Genomic DNA, 17132 nt, shown 5'->3' with positions numbered 1-17132 from the left:
TGAACATTTATGTTGCCAGAGACCGGACGTCCTGCAGCGCAGGCTGTGAATGGCGATGACCTCACCGACAGCTGACTGTCACGTCCCCCGACCGCCGCGCGTCTGGTTTTCATATCAAGGATCCCCTATCGCAGGAGCTACCCCCGTGGTCTGTCGCAGCCTTGTTTTTATGTTTTTCATCCTGCTTGGGATCGCGCCTGCTGCAGCACGCGATATGGCCGGGGCCGGGGATTTGAAAATCGGCATGACAGCGGCGCTCAGCGGGCCGGTCAGCTATCTTGGCCGCTCCATGCGCGCCGGCATTGAAAGTTATTTCGCCGAGGTCAATGCCACGGGCGGCATTCACGGCCGCCGTCTGAAACTTGTCGTGCGCGACGATGCCTATGACCCTCCGACCGCCGCCCATAATATTCTGTCCCTGATCGAACAGGATCAGGTGCTGGGCATCATCGGCAGCGTCGGCACGCCCACTGCGGTCAAAACCATTCCCATTGCCCGGGCCCACGACATTCTTTTTTTCGCGGCCATGAGCGGCGCATCAATCCTGAGGCCCGTGGACGGTGACCCCGTGATCGTCAATTTCCGCGCGAGTTATGCCGAAGAAACCGACGCCATGCTCGACGTCATCCTTGCTCGCGGCATCCGCCCCGAGGAGATCGCCTTTTTCACGCAGAACGACAGCTACGGCAATGACGGCTACGCAGGCGCGCTCAGGGCCCTTGAGACCCGTGGCTTCCAGCATGGCGCGAGCCTGCCGCGCGGGCGCTATGAACGCGGCACGCTCGATGTGGAAAATGCGCTGATCACGCTTCTTGATGCACATCGTCCGATCAAGGCGGTGATCATGGTCGGCGCCTATGCACCAAATGCCAAATTCATCCGCCTCGCCCGGCAGGTGTTCACCAAGGCGATTTTTCTCAATCTGTCCTTCGTCGGCAGCGCCGCGCTCAAGGACGCCCTCAAGAACACAGGCCAGGGCGTCATCGTCACCGAGGTGGTCCCGCCGGTCACCAGCAACCTTCGCGCCGTCACCAGCTATCGTGCCGCCATGTCGCGCTATGGCGGCGGCGTCACGACCGGGGTCATCTCGCTTGAAGGCTACCTCGCCGCACGGGTGCTGGTCGCCGGTCTGCGAGCGGCAGGACCCAGGCCGTCCCGCAAGGACCTGATCACCGCCATGCACCGTCTCGGCAGCTTCGATATCGGCCTGGATGAGCCCCTGATCCTAGACGCCCGAGATCTCCAGGCGAGCCACCGGGTCTGGCCCATGGTCATCCATAACGGAGCTTTTGAACCCCTGATCACCGCGATCAAGCCCTGAGGCTTTCGCCACCCTCAACCGTCATCGCGAACCGCATAAGCGGCGTGGCGATCCAGGACCATGGGTAGACCGGAGCCAAGCGGAGGGACTGGATTGCTTTGGCTGCGCCTCGCAATGACGGGCTGATCCGGCCCTAGCCCCTGAACGCGCGGGCCAGGCTGTCGGTCAAAGGGCCGAGCAGATATTGCAGCACGGTATATTCGCCCGACTTGATGATGACATCGGCGGGCATGCCGGGCACCAGCCTGTGGCCCTCAAGCTTTTTGATCTGGTCTTCGGATATTTCGACATTGGCGGTGTAATAGCTTTCACCCGTGCGCTCGTCTTCAAGCGTATCGGCTGAAACCGCCGTCACCTGCCCAACCAGGATCGGCAAGGTGCGCTGTTTGAAGGGCAGCAAGCGCACCTCGGCCTCGGCGCCCATTTGTACCTGATCGATATCATGGGTCTGGATTTTCGCCTGCACCAGAAGCTTGCGGTTCTGCGGCACGATCTCAAGCAGGCGTGTGCCCGGGTTGATCACCCCGCCCAGCGTATGAAGCTTGAGGCCAACGATGATGCCCTCAACCGGCGCGCGCACCCGGGTGCGATTGAGCACATCGCGGGCTGCGGTCCATTGTTCGGTCAGATCCAAAACTTTTTGTTGTGTGGTCCGGAGGTCAGACACCACCTCTTCCTCAAACTTCTTCTGAACCTGAATGACTTCAAGTCGGGTTTCCCCGACCTTCATGTCGGAACTTGCAATATCGGACAGATATTTGCCGCGCTCGCCTGCGGTCTCCGCCTCGGACCGTTGCAAGGCGAGCAACCGGGATTTCGAGGCATAGCCCTTGGCATAAAGTTCCTGAAGCCCTTTGATCTCGTCGGCGAGAGTCCGCAGCTGTTCGGATTTCGACTGCACCTGCGCCCGGAGGCCATTCGACATTTCCCGCAACTGGGTCACCCGCTTGTCGAGAATGTCGGTCTGGCTTTTGATGGCCATCTTGCGGGCAGTGAACATGTCGCGCTGACCGCCAAGCGACTTGGCCACTTCCTCGTTATTCTGGGCCTTGGCTTCGAGATCGGCGGGAAAGGTCACATCCTCCAGACCATCGCGTTCGGCGGTCAGGCGCGCTTCGAAAGCGCGGTAAGCATCAAGCTGGCCTTCGACGATCTGCAACTGGGCGCGGGCCCGGGTATCGTCAAGTTCAACCAGCACATCGCCCGGACGCACCCGGTCGCCATCCTTGACCGCGATTTTCGCGACGATGCCGCCTTCGAAATGCTGAATTTCCTTGCGCTGGGATTCCACGATCAATTTCCCCGAGGCCACCGCCCCTTGACTGAGCGGAGCGAACGCTGCCCAACCGCCAAGGCCAACGAAGGTCACGAGAATAATGATCAGGCCGATGCGGATCGGGCTCCGGGTATCGGCATAGGGATCGTCGCCGCCGGTCACATCCGGCGCGCCGAGAGCGGGCGCGGCGAGAAAATCCTGAAATCGGGTCTTCATGCGGGCAAACAGCGATGGGGCTTTCATCTCACGCAACCCCCACCGGCTCTGGGGCCGGGTTCAAAGCCACCATAACCTCGGCCAAGGGCCCGAAGGCGGCGATCTGGCCGTTTTTCAGAACCATGAGCTTGTCCATCTGCTCGAGCACCGCGCTCCGATGGGTGATGACGATCACCGTACGCTTGTCGGCGCGCAAGGCCCGCACCGCCTGCGCCAGAGCCGCTTCGCCATCGGTGTCGAGGTTGGCGTTCGGCTCATCGAGCACAATAAAGCTTGGGTCGCCATACAGCGCCCGCGCGAGACCGACACGCTGACGCTGTCCGGCCGACAGATTGGTGCCGCTCGTACCGATCTGGCTGTCATAACCATCGGCCAAACCCAGGATCATGTCATGCACACCGGCGTCGCGAGCGGCTTTCACCACTTTATCCGGATCGGCCACGCCAAAGCGGGCGATATTCTCGGCCACGGTGCCAGAGAACAATTCCACATCCTGCGGCAGATAGCCGATGGCAGGCCCAAGCTCGGCCCGGTTCCAGCCATAGATTTCCGCGCCGTCCAGCCGGATATACCCCGCCCGTGGTGGCCAGACCCCAAGAATCAACCGCGCGAGCGTGGTCTTGCCCGCTGCACTCGGCCCGACGATGCCGATGGATTCTCCGGCCGCGACCTCGAAACTCACGCCCTTGATGACCGGCGACTTGACCCCCGGCGGGGCGGCGATGACACGGTCCACCGAAAGCGCTCCCTTGGGGCGCGGCAGGGTCATGCGCTCCGTCTCATCCGGCACCGCCAGAAGGAGCGCATTCAGGCGATTGAACGCCGTGCGCGCGCCGACAAAATTTTTCCAGCCGCCGATTGCCTGCTCGATAGGCGCAAGACCGCGACCCATAATGATCGAGGAGGCGACAATCATCCCCGGTGTGATCGACTGTCGGATCGCAAGCCAGGCTCCGGCGGCCAGCATCAGGACCTGCAGAATCATCCGTGCCGCCTTGCTGACAGCCACCATGACCCCGGCGCGATCGCTCGCTATGCATTGCTGGATCAACGCCTCGTTCTGGTAGCGCCGCCACACCCGGCGGATGCCCTCACCCATGCCCATGGCACGCAAAACCTCGGCATTCCGGAGCGAGCGTTCGATCACGTCATTGGCCATCATGGCATGTTCGGACGCCTGCTTGAGCACGCTGCGCGTGGCGCGATCATTCAACCAGGCCAGTGCGAAAATAAGGATCCCGCCGAAAAGCGCCACCAGCCCAAGGAGGGGATGCATCAGAAAAACGATCAAGAGATAAATCGGCACCCAAGGCCCGTCGAACAGGGCGAAGACCGGGCCACCGGTCATGAATTGCCGCACCGAGTCCATGTCGCGGAAATATTGCGCACTGCCGAGCCCCGGCCGCAGCACCGCCGCCGCGAACACGCCATCGAACAACAGATTGTTGGTGAGATTATCGACGCGCTTCGAAACCCGCACCAGCAGCTTGGAGCGAAAGGCATCAAGCGCCGCCATGACCCCAAGCAAAACCACCGCAAGCAAGGTCAGCATCACCAGCGTCAGATCATTCCGGCTCGTCAGCACACGGTCATAGACCTGCAACATGAAGATCGGCGACACCAACATCAAAAGATTGATGAAGAAGCTGAAGACACCGGCCATTTTAAATTCATGCCGAACCCCCCCGAGGGCGGTTTTCAAGGTTAGTTTGGCAGGCGCTGCAGTCATGATTGATCTTCGCTAAAAGCCAAATCCAAGCTTCGAAATGCACAAAGCCATACTGAAAACTCCAGCATGGCTTTTTCTAACATAACAGATGCTACGGAAACCTTACTGTCCGGCGCCTACATCCTGCCCGACAGCGAATTGACGATTTTATCCGCGCCCGGTGGCGGATAGGGCACAAGGCCTTCTTCCCGGCGCACAATGCGGGCGAGGCGGGGATCCGTTTTATAATGAGAGGCCAGACGTGCCACACCTTCAAGCGCCCGCGGATGACTGACAAAGGCAACCACCGTCAGAACAAGCGTCCGCAATGCCAGCCCAAGTGACTGATTGCGCACATATAAAAGCGCAAGACGGCTTTTCCACGGCCGCACCAGCCGGTTGTAATCAAGCTTCGGGTCACGTGACCCTTCAAGCACCTTGCCGAGATTGAGGAACACGATGGACGCAAGGTCAGTGATCCCCGGCTTGATCGAAATGATCTGCCGCTCTTCCTCGGTGAAGGACTCGACGATGGAGGCCACATTGGCGCGCGGGCCCACCAGGCTCATATCGCCGTGCAACACATGCCAGAACTGCGGCAATTCATCAAATTTGGAAGCCCGGATAAAATGACCAAGCCGCGTCACGCGCGGATCGTCAGCGGTGATGATCTCGTCGGAGCCGACACCCCGCCGTACGGAAATCGAGCGCAGCTTGATAAAACGGAACGGCTTGCCACCGGCGCCGATCCGCTCGGCAATATAAAAAGGATTATGACGATCCTCAAGCCAGATAAGCAACATGGCGATCAGCATGAAAGGGGCGCTCAGCGTCAACCCAACCAGTGCTCCGCAGATATCCAGCAAGCGCAGCGACAATGGCTGGGCACGAACGGCAACAGTAATGTCTTTGACCGGGGCAATCATGTCATCTGTATTGACAGCAGACTCGATGATGCTCCTTGAAAAAGACTCCTTGATGCTTTTGGAAAAAGAAACAGCCGAAAAGTCCATGCTATAAGGATGATCAGCAGACGATCCGTCGGCGTGAGCGTCCAGGGTTTGCGACTGCCCCATGCGCCAATTCACCTGGTTTTCATCTAACATGCGGCTCCATTCCGTCTCGTTATCAGAGCATGACGAGATTCTTGTCTCTGCCGTTCCCCCCCCGGGAAGTAGCAATCGCGGCAAGTTTGCCAAACTTTATCTTTACGTAAGCTTAACAAGTCTGATCATCTCCGGGACAAAGCACATAATCCGCCCTTACCTATCGCCAAGAGAATCAGACCGCGAACGTTTCTAAACCAGTCCACAAAATGCTTCAATGGAACTGGCTAGGCTTATAATCTTTACTCACCCGTTTTTCAACCAAACACGTATGTTTTTTGGGTATGCACACAATGCCTTATGTATAGTCCCATAAGCCCATAGGATTAGAGGATTGTCTGGAATAATGCAAACAGTGATACTGTAACCTTTACTTTACAATCCGCATCACAACTTAATGTGGAACCAGACAGCCATAGGGCTAACCCAGCTTTGCGTCATTTATGTGACCAGGAGCAATTTTAAGGTTCTTATCCACTTATTCTATCTCAATCTTGCAACAAGCCACTCAGGGTCAATACCGTCCGATAATGGCCCCCACAAGGTCTTTTTCATAAGAGACAAAATCGTGACAGATTAAGTCCTTACGTCCAGTCTGCAGCAAAAGCCGACCCTGCAGGGCTCTGTAGAAAGTTGCGCCATGAAACTTTATGACTGCACACCCGCGCCAAGTCCGCGCCGCGTGCGTATTTTCATGACTGAAAAAGGTCTTGATATCCCACTCGTGCAAGTTGACCTGCGCAACAACGCGCATCTCTCGCCAGAGTTCCGACGCATCAATCCGCTCTGTGAAGTTCCTGCCCTTGAACTCGATGATGGCAGCGTCATCACCGAGAGCGTCGCCATCTGTCGCTATCTCGAAGAGCTCCATCCAGATCCGCCCTTATGCGGCCGCACGGCACGGGAACGAGCCGAGATCGCTATGTGGGACCACCGCATGGAAATCGAGGGCTTTTTCCCGGTTGCCGAAGCCCTGCGCAATCACGCACCAGGCTTCGTCGGCCGGGCGCTCAGCGGACCGCAGGGATTCGAGCAGATCCCAGCGCTGGTTGAGCGGGGTCGCGCCCGGGTCGGACTGTTCTTTGCCACCCTGAATGACCGCCTCGCCCAATCAGCCTATGTCAGCGGCGCGGCTTTCGGGCTGGCCGACATCACCGCCATCGTCTGCGTCGATTTCGCCGGGCGAGTGAAACTCACGCCGTCCGAGAATCTCATCCACCTCACACGCTGGTATAAAATCGTCTCCGCCCGCCCGAGCATGTCGGCCTGACCCTCTCATGGCAGCAACCCGTTTTTGGCCAGCCACGAAGGCTCAGGACCCGGCCAGCCGAAGCGTTTGAGATCGATCTTGCCCACCGCTGAAAACAAGATTCCTTCCGTCTCAAGCCGCGCGCGCTGACGGTCAGAGCCGGGACGCGGACTGATGCCGCCCGACGCATTCACCACCCGTTGCCAGGGCACATCCGTCTCCCCGCGTAGCGCGAACAGGGCATAGCCCACCATGCGCGGCGTACAACCGTCGATATAATCGGCAATCTGGCCATAGCTCGCGACCTGCCCGCGTGGGATCAGCCGGGTGATGTCATAGACTTTATCGTAATAGCTTTTGGTCTTTGGCACTTGGCCTCCCTCCCCGCTCTCACTACTATGACCGTTCAACCCGCTGCTGAGAAGATCAGTCCATGGACAGTGAAGAATTCCGCCGTTACGGCCATGAGATCGTCGACTGGATCGCCCGCTATATGGACGAGATCGAGCACTACCCGATCCGCGCCCGCACGAGCCCCGGCGATCTTCTGAAGGCGCTGCCCACAGCCGCCCCTGAGACGCCTGAATCCATGGACGCTATCCTGGCCGACATGGACCGGCTGATCATGCCTGGGCTCACCCATTGGCAGCATCCCATGTTCTTCGCCTATTTCCCGTCGATTTCCAGTCCACCCGCGGTGCTCGCGGAAATGCTGACCGCCGGGCTTGGGGTCAATGGCATGATGTGGGAGACCTCGCCCGCCGCCACCGAACTTGAAACCCGCGTGCTCGAATGGCTGCGCGATGCACTTGGGCTGCCCAGCGATTTTGAGGGCGTCATTCAGGACACCGCCTCGACCTCCACCCTCTGCGCGGCACTCGCGGCGCGGGAACGCACCCTGAATTATCGCGGCCTTGAAGATGGTGGTGCGGCCATCGCCCCACTGACCGCCTATGGCTCGATCGAAGCCCATTCCTCGGTCGAGAAAGCCGTCTTGCTGTGCGGCATCGGCCGCGCCCATTACCGCGCCATCCCGACCGGGGCCGATGGCGGCCTCGACCTCGCCGTCCTCAAGGCCACCATCAAGGCCGATCTCGAACTCGGGCATATTCCGGCCTTCTGCGTCGCCACCTTAGGTGCGACGGCGCTTGGCGGGTTCGATGACCTCAAGGCCATCGGCGCGATTTGCCGGGATCATAACATCTGGTTGCATGTGGACGCCGCCTGGGCCGGCAGCGCGCTGTTGCTGCCGGAACAACGCTGGATGATCGCGGGTATCGAGGCCGCCGACAGCATGGTCATGAACCCGCATAAATGGCTCAGGACCACGGTCGATTGTTCGGTGCTGTTCGTACGCGATGTGGGTGCCTATACCCGCGCCTTCACCATCCTGCCGGAATATCTCAAAACCGCCGAAACCGGACAGGTGACGGATTATCGCGACTGGGGCATTGCGCTCGGCCGCCGCTTCCGCTCGCTCAAGCTCTGGTTCGTGCTGCGCCGTTATGGGCTCCATGAGCTGCGCGAGATGATCCGCGAGCATATCCGGCTCGCCGCCGCCATGGCCGCCACCATCGATGCCCATCCGGATTTCGAGCTGTTAATCGGCCCGCGCCTCGCACTTTTCGCCTTCCGCTATTGCCCGGCCGGAGCTACGGACACGGACGCGCTCAATGAAGCCTTGCTCAGCACCATCAACCGCGACGGCACGCTCTATCTGACCCGAGCCAAGGTCGACGGCAAAATGGCCATCCGCTGGTCGGTCGGCCAGAACAACCTGACCGCCCAACATATGGACAAAGCCTGGACACGGGTGCAGGACATCGCCGGGGACCTGAGCCGCACGTCCTGAAGCTTACCGCTAGCCCCGGACCTTTGCGGCGATGCAGCAAACCCTCCCCGTCATTCCCGCGAACGCGGGAATCCAGTCTTGCTTGCCTAAACTCCAGGTGCCCCCTGCCGGTCTGGATCCCCGCGTTCGCGGGGATGACAGTAAATTTGCGGGGATGACAGCAAAATCACGAGGGATGACCGTAAATTTTAGATCGCCTGCGTCGCGGTCTCAAGCCAATGGGCGGTGTCGCGATCGACCAAAGGGGTCAAGGTCTCGCGCACGCGCGTATGATAGCTGTTGAGCCAATCGGCCTCATCCTGCGTAAGGAGGTCGCGTTCCACCAGATTGATGTCGATGGGGGCAAGCGTGATGGTTTCGAAACCATAGGTCTCGATCTCATCGCGCGTGCCGTGGGTCGGTTCGACCACCACCAGATTTTCAATGCGGATGCCATAGCCACCGGTCTTGTAATAGCCGGGCTCGTTCGAAACGATCATGCCGGGCTCAAGCGGGACCACGCCGCTTGCGGCGATGCGCTGCGGGCCTTCATGAACCCCGAGATAACAGCCGACGCCATGGCCGGTGCCGTGACCGTAATTGAGCCCGACCTGCCAGAGCGGCATGCGCGCGAGGGTATCAAGCTGCGCGCCCGAGGTGCCCTTTGGAAAGCGCGCCGTGGCGATGGCGATATGGCCCTTCAAAACTCGGGTGAAACGGTCCTTTTCCTCGGCCCCGACCGCGCCGATGCCGACCGTGCGGGTGATATCGGTGGTGCCGTCAAGATATTGCGCGCCGCTGTCCACGAGATAAAGCTCGCCCGTCTGAATGGGCCGGTTGGTTTCCGGCGTCGCCCGATAATGGACAATGGCCCCGTTCGGCCCCGCGCCCGAGATGGTGTCGAAGCTCAGATCCTTCAAAACTCCGGTCTCGCGCCGGAAGTCATGAAGCTGTTCTGCGGCCAAGATTTCATCAAGCTGGCCTTTCGGCGCTTCCCGTGCAAGCCAGGCGAGGAACCGGCTGACCGCCGCCCCGTCGCGCACATGAGCCTGGCGCGTGCCCTCAAGCTCAACCGGATTTTTGCACGCTTTCGGCAGCGTGCAGGGATCCTTGCCGCGAACGACGGTGGCGCCGCTATCGGTCAGGGCCGAAATCACCGCCGAGGACGCCCCGGACGCATCCACCAGAACTCGTTTGCCGCCAAACGCCTTCAGGCCATCTTCAAACGCGGTCTTCGGCGCCAGCGACACAGCGTTTCCGAGATGGTCACGGAGCGCAGCGGTCACCTTGGCCGGGTCCATATAAAGATCAACCCGCGCATCGGCATGCAGAATAGCGAAGGCGACCACAAGCGGCGTGCAATGCACATCGGTGCCGCGAATGTTCAACAGCCAGGCGATGGAATCAAGGGCGGTGATGACGGCGGCCTCGGCGTCAAGACCGGCCGCAAGACGCTGGCGTTTGGCTTCGGAGCTTTCCCCGGCATAGGCCACATCATAGGGCAGAGCAGGATCGGCGGGTGCTGCCGGCTGGTCAGTCCAGATGGCGTCAATGGGGTTGCCGTCGGTGGCCTGAAGCCGCATCCCCACCGCCGCGAGAGCAGCCGCTGTTTTCTCGACCCAGGCCTCGCTATGGAGCCAGGGGTCATAGCCGATCACCGCTCCTTTCGCCGCCTCGGTCGCGATCCAGGCCGCAACCGTTTCACTCACCAGGTCCTTATAGACATAACTCCGGGCGTCGGTCTGGGCCCGCACCTGCAGGGTGTAACGCCCGTCCACATATAGCGCCGCCTTGTCAGCCAGCACCACACCCATGCCCGCCGAGCCGTCAAAGCCCGTGAGCCAGGCCAGACGCTGAGCATAGGCCGGGGTATATTCGCTGTTATGTTCGTCCGTATGCGCCACCACGAAGCCGTCGAGCCCGCGCGCCCGAAGCGTGCCCCGCAAGGCGATGAGACGGGCGTTATGGCTCGAAATATCGGTCATGGCCGGGAATCCTTTATGACGTCATGAATGGCGGTGGTGAGACGGCTCAGTTGCGCGGGCCGGATGGTGAAAGCCGGTGCAAGATAGATAATGTTGCCAAACGGTCGAATCCAGACCCCAAGATCGGCAAAACGCTGACGCAGCCGCGCCGGGTCGGCCATCTGCGCCATCTCGACCACCCCGACAGCCCCCCTGACCCGCACATCGGTCACGCCCGGAAGGCTGTGGCAAGGCTCAAGCTCACGCGTCAGCTGGTCGGCGATGGCAGCGACTTCGGCCAGACGCGGCTCGCGTTCAAACAGGTCAAGCGACGCATTGGCTGCCGCACAGGCAAGCGCATTGCCCATGAAAGTCGGCCCATGCATAAGCGCCCGGCCCGGATCGTCGCCAAGAAACGCCTCATAAACCGGCCCCCGCGCCACCGCTGCCGCAAGGGTCAGGATGCCGCCGGTCAAGGCTTTGCCGACGGTCACGATATCGGGCACGATACTCGCCTGGTCGATTGCAAACATAGAGCCCGTGCGGCCAAAGCCGGTGAAAATCTCATCAACAATCAGTAGCACATCCTGCCGCCGCGCCGCCTCGGCGATCGCGCGCAAATCGGCCGGGTCATGAAATTTCATGCCGCCCGCGCCCTGAATGAGCGGCTCCATGACCACCGCCGCAAGCTCATGTTTATGGGCGGCGAGAAACGTTTCGAACGCCGCCTGGGCCTCAGCCCCACGCGGCAGATCAGTGATGAGCTGCGGCGTCACATAGCCCGCGAACAGGCTGTGCATGCCTTCGTCCGGATCGCAGACCGCCATGGCCCCCGAAGTATCGCCATGATAGCCAAAGCGGAACGACAGAAAGCGGCGCTTCCCGGCCACCCCTTTGTTGATCCAGTATTGCAGCGCCATTTTAAGCGCCACCTCTACCGCGACCGAGCCGGAATCAACGAAAAACACATGATCGAGATCGCCGGGCAGCAGTTTTGCGAGCCGCGCCGCAAGCCGCGCCGCAGGTTCATGCACCAACCCACCCAACATGACATGGGGCATGCGCCACAACTGGGTTTCGACCGCAGTCAGCAGATCGGGATGATTATAACCATGACAGGCCGTCCACCAGGAGGCGACGCCATCCACAAGCTCCCGCCCGTCAGCAAGGTGAATGACCGAGCCCTCGGTCCGGACGGCAGGCAAAGGCGCGGGCGCGGTCTGCATCTGGGCATAGGGCAGCCAGAGATGCCGTGCCGCGTCCTCAAGCCAGTCCGGTTCCGCCATATCAGGCCGCCGTGATGCCCAGCCGTGCAAAGAGGGCCGTGTCATTGTTCTGAGCCGGGTTCGGCGTGGTCAGAAGCGTTTCACCGTAAAAGATCGAATTGGCCCCGGCGAGGAAGCAAAGCGCCTGGGTCTCGTCACTCATATCCTCACGCCCGGCCGACAGCCGCACGAAGGACGCCGGCATCAGGATGCGGGCGACGGCGATGGTGCGCACGAATTCAAGCGCGTCCATCTGATTTTCATGATCAAGCGGCGTGCCTTCCACCTGCACCAGCATGTTGATCGGCACGCTTTCCGGATGTTTCGGCATATTGGCAAGCGTGATCAGCATCCCGGCGCGGTCGGAGCGATCCTCGCCCATGCCGACAATCCCGCCGCAGCAGACATTGATCCCGGCGTCGCGCACGTTCTGCAAGGTTTCCAGACGATCGTCATAGGTCCGGGTGGTGATGATCTCTTTATAATACTCGGGCGAGGTATCGATATTATGGTTGTAATAATCGAGACCGGCGACCTTCAGGCGCTGGGCCTGCGTCTCCCCGAGCATGCCGAGAGTGACACAGCTTTCAAGACCCATGGCCTTGACGCCCTCGATCATCTCGCACACCTTTTCAAGGTCGCGATCCTTGGGGCTGCGCCAGGCGGCACCCATGCAGAAGCGGGTGGCTCCGGCCGCCTTGGCGCTTTCCGCGACCTTGAGCACAGCCTGCACATCCATCAGTTTTTCGGCTTTGACCTGGGTGTCATAAAGCGCCGACTGCGGGCAATATTTGCAATCTTCCGGGCAACCGCCGGTCTTGATGCTGAGCAGCTGGCTCAGTTGCACCTTGTTCGCGTCAAAATTCTGACGATGCAGGGTCTGCGCATCAAACATAAGATCGGCGAAGGGACGCGCGAACAGCGCCTCAACCTCTTCGCGGGTCCAGTCATGACGGAAATTGTCCGCCGGAGCTTCTGGACCGCAGCAGGAAACGGACGAGGACGGGGTCATGCTGGTTGTCGGAGCGTTCATTGGATAGCCAATCCCTAGCTGTGCCTGTTCGCCGCACCGTCGCTGAGCCGGTGCCTCAAGTCAAGACGAAACCACCAATGCACCCGATCGCGGTTTTCTATAAAACCCACGCAAGATTGACTCGAAAGACCGCGCCGCCCAAGATGCAGCGCATTTTACCAGACGGATCCGCCATGACCTCACTCGATGATTTTGCCAGGGCCAAACTCGACCGTATCCGGGCTGCGGCGCTTGACCGCCGCACCGTGCCGACGGTACGCGACGCCCGGGCCGGGGTCACGCGCGAGGGGCGGCGGCTGATCTCCTTTTCCTGCAATGACTATCTCAATCTGGCCCATCACCCCGAGGTCAAGGCTCGCGCCCGCGAGGCCATCGAGCTTTATGGCACCGGAGCCGCGGCGTCGCGCATGGTGACCGGCGATCATCCGCTCATGGGCGAACTTGAAACCCGGCTCGCCCGGCTCAAGGGGACTGAGGCGGCTCTGGTGTTCGGCAGCGGCTTTCTGGCCAATATCGGCATCATCCCCTGCTTCACCGGCCCGGATGACGTGATTTTCATGGACGAACTTTGCCATGCCTGCCTGTTCGCCGGCGCCAAGCTGAGCGCGGCCACGGTTCATGTGTTCCGCCACAATGATATGGCGCATCTCGCGGAGCTGCTCGCCACCCATCGCGGCCAGCATCCCCATGCCCTGATCCTGACCGATGGCGTGTTCAGCATGGACGGCGACCTTGCCCCGCTTGATCAGCTTGGGCCGCTGGCCGAGGCCCATGACGCCTGGCTTCTGACCGATGACGCCCACGGTGTCGGCGTGCTCGGCGCAGGCCGGGGATCGAGCTTCATCGGCAGTGAAAAAGCCCGGGTTCCCCTGCAAATGGGCACTTTGTCCAAAGCCATCGGCTCCTATGGCGGCTATCTTTGCGCCTCGACGCCGGTCATTGATTTCGTCCGCAACCGGGCCCGCAGCATCGTCTTCACCACCGGCCTGCCGCCTGCGAGCGCCGCCGCCGCCATCGCCGCGCTCGATATCATCGAATGCGACGCGGCACTTCGGGCCGAGCCGGTGCGCAAAGCCCGATTGTTCGCGGCCAGGCTCGGCCTGCCCACACCGGAGACCTGCATCGTGCCGGTCATCATCGGTGCGGCGGATCAGGCCCTTGCCGCCTCGAAAGCCCTTGAAGCCCAGGGGTTTCTGGTGGTCGCCATCCGGCCGCCCACGGTGGCCGAGGGCACGGCGCGGCTCCGCATCACTTTCACCGCCGCCCATGACGACGCCGACGTGATCCGTCTGACCGAGGCCATCACGGCGCTTGCCATCCTCCCCGCACGGCCGGAAACGGTGTGACATGCGGCGTTATTTCATCACCGCCACCGGCACCGAGATCGGCAAGACCTTTGTTACCGCCCTCCTAACCCGGCAGGCCCGGGCCCGGGGCCTCAGCGTGCGCGCCCTGAAACCAGTCCTGAGCGGATATGAAGATGGCATGACCGAGAGCGACAGCCATCAGTTGCTGGCCGCCCAAGGCCTAGACGCCACGGCGGACAATATCCACGCCATCACCCCCTGGCGGTTTCGCGCACCCCTGTCCCCCGACATGGCCGCCGCGCGGGAGGGCAAAGTGATCGACGTCGCCGCCCTTGGTGCCTTCTCAAAAGCCGCCCTCGTCGGACCCGAGAATCTCGTGCTCATCGAAGGCGTCGGCGGGGCCTTTGTGCCGCTGGATGATCGCCATACGGTGGCCGACTGGATGATGGATACGGGTGCTCCGGCGCTCGTTATCGCGGGCAGTTATCTCGGCACCATCAGCCACAGCATCGCCACCGTCACCGCCCTTCAGACACGCGGCATCCCGGTTGCCGCCATCATCCTGAGCGCCTCCCCGATATCGCCGGTGCCGCTTGAAGAGACCGCCGCCACCATCCGCCGCCATCTCGATATTCCGGTGCTGATCCTGCCGCGCCTTGGCGACGATCTTACCGGGGCCCCGGATCTTTTGACCGCCCTCCTCTGACAGTCGGCAAATCCTGCCCAGTCAGATTTCGCCAAGCTATTGATTTCACGTCAAATAAACTTGGCAAGCCATTTGCATTGCCGTCTCCAAGGAACGCTCTCTGGAGGAAGACATGCAGAAAACCCATGACGGCATGAAAGCCCAATCCATGCTCAAGACGCTTGAGGATGAAAGCGGCATCGACCCCGGCTGCTATTTCGCCACGGTGGCCGACAGCCTGCTTGGACGTTTTGGCGAACGCGCCATCGCCATCGCCGCCGAAGCGGTGCAGAAAATGCGCAATCTTGGAGACGAGAGCGGCCGCGAGATGTGGGAAGGCGTATCAGCCGAGATCTGGAGCCGCCTTGCCGATCATCTGGATTTCACGCCGGAACCCATGGCACTGGTCCATTAGACCCGGCTTTTTCAGCCGATATTCTGCAGCCAGGGGAACCACTCGAACAACGTAGTGCCAAGCGTTTGCAGCGATCCGGTCATAATGGCGATGCCCGTCGCCACCAGCAGCACGCCCGCCACAAGCTCCACCTTCCGCACATGAGGCCGGAAGCGGATCAGGAACCGGGTAAAGGCCTTCACGCCAAACGCCGCCAGCAAAAACGGAATGCCGAGCCCGAGCGAATAAACCGCGAGCAAACCGACCCCGCTGCCGATCCCCTGCTGGGTCGCCGCCACCGCGAGAATGGCCCCGAGGATCGGACCGATGCAGGGCGTCCAGCCAAAGGCAAAGGCAAGCCCGATGCCATAAGCGCCAAGCAACCCCATGGGCTTGCTGTCGGGATGCAGCCGCGCCTCACGATCGAGGAAAGCGATGCGGAACAGCCCCATGAAATGAAGCCCAAGCAGGATCACCACCGCCCCGGCGATCAGGGAGAAAATATCGAGATTGCTGCGCAGCAGCTGGCTGAGCGCCGAAGCCCCCGCGCCAAGAGCCACGAACACCGTCGAAAACCCAAGCACGAAGGCGAAGGCCCGTGGCAGCGGATTGACCCGCGCGGAGCCGCCTTCGGTCAGTTCCTCAAGGCTCGCGCCGGTGAGAAAACAGAAGTAGGCCGGCACAAGCGGCAACACGCAGGGCGAGACAAAACTCAACACCCCGCCGAGAAAGGCCATTAAAAAACTAACGTCTCCGGTCATCATGGCTCCCGTCATAGCCGATCAGAGGCAAAGGGGGAAGAGGGTGGCGCAGCAATCACCTGCACCGGTCCTTCGAGACAGCCCCTCACGGGGCTTCCTCAGGACGAACGGATCGGAACCGGCCACCCAAAAACCCGTTCGTTCGCATTGAGGAGCCGCGCAAGCGGCGTCTCGAAATGCCCTCAGCCCGTGAAGCGTCGGGTCAGCGCCCCGGCAAACATCCCGGCGACGACCGCGATGATCACCGCAATCAGCCCATAAAGCGCCGGTTCACTTTTCGCAAAGGTATAAACCGCCCGCTCGAAGCCGATTTTATCAATGGAAAGCGGCGCTGTCTGATGGGCGATGACCTTGCCGTCCCAGACAAGATAGATATTGACCCGGTAAGGCCCGACCGGCACGTTGGCAGGGAATTCCACCTCGGCCCGAAACAGCGTGTGATCCATCACCACAAGACTGCCCGGCCGTTCGGAATAGACCCGCGCCGACACCAGATCACGCAACACCGCATTGCGGTAACTGGTGGTCTGTGCCGCAGGCGGCGCGGCGCTCCATTTGAACGGCAGCTCGGCAAAGCCCACCGGATAGCGTTTGAGTTCCGCCGGCATCAGGATTTCCACCGGCGCGCGGGTCGCGGTCAGGGCATAAAAACTTGGCAGATCGCGCACCGTGGCCGCGTGCCGATTGACCCAGATCCCGCCGATCTTTTCCTTGCGCCGCACCACATAGGACTGTTTCGGACCTTCGACCACCATGATGACATCGAACGGGCGGCGATTGGTTTCATCGTTCAGCGTCTCGCCCGGCCGCGGCGCGCGGGTCCATTTGTCATGCTGCACGCGACGCCAGTCGATGGCCCCGAACAGCAACAGACTGGTGCCGCGGAAACTTGAGGTGATGGCGATCTGGTTCGAGGAAATATCAGCAATCAAGCCGCGCGGATCGGCCCGGCCGGTTGAGGTTTCAAGCTTATCTTCCGCTGCCGCCTGCCCCTGCGCGAGGGCCAGCACCATGCC

At 61.0% G+C, this 17132-nt stretch carries 15 protein-coding genes; 6 read left to right on the top strand and 9 right to left on the bottom strand.

The features are described from left to right. Nucleotides 1-145: 145 nt before the first annotated feature. A complete protein-coding gene (locus tag NYP16_RS00770; protein ID WP_274942198.1) occupies nt 146-1321 on the top strand; it encodes an ABC transporter substrate-binding protein in 1176 nt (391 codons plus the stop codon). A 133-nt stretch (nt 1322-1454) separates the two neighbouring features. Here NYP16_RS00770 and NYP16_RS00765 read toward each other — a convergent pair whose 3' ends face one another. The 3 genes from NYP16_RS00765 to NYP16_RS00755 all read right to left on the bottom strand — a co-directional run bounded on the left by NYP16_RS00765 (nt 1455) and on the right by NYP16_RS00755 (nt 5627). Continuing rightward, the gene (locus NYP16_RS00765; RefSeq protein WP_274942197.1) at nt 1455-2840 is read right to left on the bottom strand and encodes an HlyD family type I secretion periplasmic adaptor subunit; all 1386 of its coding nucleotides are present in this window, start codon (nt 2838-2840) and stop codon (nt 1455-1457) included. Between the two features lies 1 nt (nt 2841). After that, entirely contained in the window at nt 2842-4542 is a 1701-nt protein-coding gene (locus tag NYP16_RS00760) for a type I secretion system permease/ATPase (RefSeq protein WP_274942196.1), read from the bottom strand. A 116-nt stretch (nt 4543-4658) separates the two neighbouring features. Beyond that, nucleotides 4659-5627: a sugar transferase gene (locus NYP16_RS00755; protein ID WP_274942195.1), complete on the bottom strand. Its 969-nt coding sequence runs from the start codon at nt 5625-5627 to the stop codon at nt 4659-4661. A 640-nt stretch (nt 5628-6267) separates the two neighbouring features. Between NYP16_RS00755 and NYP16_RS00750 the strand changes: the two genes are divergently transcribed. After that, nucleotides 6268-6897, top strand: coding sequence for a glutathione S-transferase family protein (locus NYP16_RS00750; RefSeq protein ID WP_274942194.1), 630 nt, complete (start codon nt 6268-6270; stop codon nt 6895-6897). 5 nt (nt 6898-6902) lie between these two features. Here NYP16_RS00750 and NYP16_RS00745 read toward each other — a convergent pair whose 3' ends face one another. Continuing rightward, nucleotides 6903-7247, bottom strand: a complete 345-nt coding sequence (locus NYP16_RS00745) for an MGMT family protein (RefSeq protein WP_274942193.1) — start codon at nt 7245-7247, stop codon at nt 6903-6905. A 62-nt stretch (nt 7248-7309) separates the two neighbouring features. On the opposite strand from NYP16_RS00745, the gene NYP16_RS00740 reads away from it, so the two are divergent. After that, nucleotides 7310-8728, top strand: a complete 1419-nt coding sequence (locus NYP16_RS00740; protein WP_274942192.1) for a pyridoxal phosphate-dependent decarboxylase family protein — start codon at nt 7310-7312, stop codon at nt 8726-8728. A gap of 188 nt (nt 8729-8916) precedes the next feature. On the opposite strand, the gene NYP16_RS00735 is transcribed toward NYP16_RS00740, so the two are convergent. From NYP16_RS00735 to bioB, 3 genes are read right to left on the bottom strand one after another with little or no spacing between them, the layout of a single operon-like run. Continuing rightward, complete coding sequence (locus NYP16_RS00735; RefSeq protein WP_274942191.1) at nt 8917-10692, bottom strand: aminopeptidase P family protein; 1776 nt, start codon at nt 10690-10692, stop codon at nt 8917-8919. Beyond that, nucleotides 10689-11957: an adenosylmethionine--8-amino-7-oxononanoate transaminase gene (locus NYP16_RS00730; RefSeq protein WP_274942190.1), complete on the bottom strand. Its 1269-nt coding sequence runs from the start codon at nt 11955-11957 to the stop codon at nt 10689-10691. Before NYP16_RS00730 ends, NYP16_RS00735 begins: the two co-directional genes overlap by 4 nt. A gap of 1 nt (nt 11958) precedes the next feature. Next, entirely contained in the window at nt 11959-12948 is a 990-nt protein-coding gene (gene bioB / locus NYP16_RS00725) for a biotin synthase BioB (RefSeq protein WP_346742445.1), read from the bottom strand. A 194-nt stretch (nt 12949-13142) separates the two neighbouring features. Between bioB and bioF the strand changes: the two genes are divergently transcribed. From bioF to NYP16_RS00710, 3 genes are all read left to right on the top strand, one after another. Beyond that, nucleotides 13143-14315, top strand: a complete 1173-nt coding sequence (gene bioF, locus NYP16_RS00720) for an 8-amino-7-oxononanoate synthase (RefSeq protein WP_274942189.1) — start codon at nt 13143-13145, stop codon at nt 14313-14315. A 1-nt stretch (nt 14316) separates the two neighbouring features. Further along, on the top strand, nt 14317-14982 hold the full coding sequence (gene bioD, locus NYP16_RS00715) for a dethiobiotin synthase (RefSeq protein WP_274942188.1): 666 nt from the start codon (nt 14317-14319) through the stop codon (nt 14980-14982). A 112-nt stretch (nt 14983-15094) separates the two neighbouring features. Then, on the top strand, nt 15095-15376 hold the full coding sequence (locus tag NYP16_RS00710) for a hypothetical protein (RefSeq protein WP_274942187.1): 282 nt from the start codon (nt 15095-15097) through the stop codon (nt 15374-15376). An 11-nt stretch (nt 15377-15387) separates the two neighbouring features. Here NYP16_RS00710 and NYP16_RS00705 read toward each other — a convergent pair whose 3' ends face one another. Then, on the bottom strand, nt 15388-16119 hold the full coding sequence (locus NYP16_RS00705; RefSeq protein WP_429913131.1) for a cytochrome c biogenesis CcdA family protein: 732 nt from the start codon (nt 16117-16119) through the stop codon (nt 15388-15390). 179 nt (nt 16120-16298) lie between these two features. Beyond that, nucleotides 16299-17129 (bottom strand): TIGR02186 family protein, encoded by an 831-nt coding sequence (locus NYP16_RS00700; RefSeq protein WP_274942185.1) that lies wholly within the window; start codon nt 17127-17129, stop codon nt 16299-16301. Nucleotides 17130-17132: the final 3 nt, after the last annotated feature.

It is taken from the genome of Govania unica (assembly GCF_027920805.1).
GTDB classification, from domain to species: Bacteria; Pseudomonadota; Alphaproteobacteria; order Sphingomonadales; family Govanellaceae; genus Govanella; species Govanella unica.
The sequence above is the reverse complement of the archived record's forward strand: the minus strand, read 5'-3'. Positions and strand labels throughout refer to the sequence as shown.

What these genes read in the sequence shown, in the direction of transcription:
- NYP16_RS00710 (WP_274942187.1), top strand. Translation starts at nt 15,095, where the DNA reads ATGCAGAAAACCCATGACGGCATGAAAGCCCAATCCATGCTCAAGACG.
- NYP16_RS00705 (WP_429913131.1), bottom strand. Translation starts at nt 16,119, where the DNA reads ATGATGACCGGAGACGTTAGTTTTTTAATGGCCTTTCTCGGCGGGGTG.
- bioD (WP_274942188.1), top strand. Translation starts at nt 14,317, where the DNA reads ATGCGGCGTTATTTCATCACCGCCACCGGCACCGAGATCGGCAAGACC.
- bioF (WP_274942189.1), top strand. Translation starts at nt 13,143, where the DNA reads ATGACCTCACTCGATGATTTTGCCAGGGCCAAACTCGACCGTATCCGG.
- bioB (WP_346742445.1), bottom strand. Translation starts at nt 12,948, where the DNA reads ATGACCCCGTCCTCGTCCGTTTCCTGCTGCGGTCCAGAAGCTCCGGCG.
- NYP16_RS00750 (WP_274942194.1), top strand. Translation starts at nt 6,268, where the DNA reads ATGAAACTTTATGACTGCACACCCGCGCCAAGTCCGCGCCGCGTGCGT.
- NYP16_RS00740 (WP_274942192.1), top strand. Translation starts at nt 7,310, where the DNA reads ATGGACAGTGAAGAATTCCGCCGTTACGGCCATGAGATCGTCGACTGG.
- NYP16_RS00765 (WP_274942197.1), bottom strand. Translation starts at nt 2,840, where the DNA reads ATGAAAGCCCCATCGCTGTTTGCCCGCATGAAGACCCGATTTCAGGAT.
- NYP16_RS00700 (WP_274942185.1), bottom strand. Translation starts at nt 17,129, where the DNA reads ATGGTGCTGGCCCTCGCGCAGGGGCAGGCGGCAGCGGAAGATAAGCTT.
- NYP16_RS00760 (WP_274942196.1), bottom strand. Translation starts at nt 4,542, where the DNA reads ATGACTGCAGCGCCTGCCAAACTAACCTTGAAAACCGCCCTCGGGGGG.
- NYP16_RS00755 (WP_274942195.1), bottom strand. Translation starts at nt 5,627, where the DNA reads ATGTTAGATGAAAACCAGGTGAATTGGCGCATGGGGCAGTCGCAAACC.
- NYP16_RS00735 (WP_274942191.1), bottom strand. Translation starts at nt 10,692, where the DNA reads ATGACCGATATTTCGAGCCATAACGCCCGTCTCATCGCCTTGCGGGGC.
- NYP16_RS00730 (WP_274942190.1), bottom strand. Translation starts at nt 11,957, where the DNA reads ATGGCGGAACCGGACTGGCTTGAGGACGCGGCACGGCATCTCTGGCTG.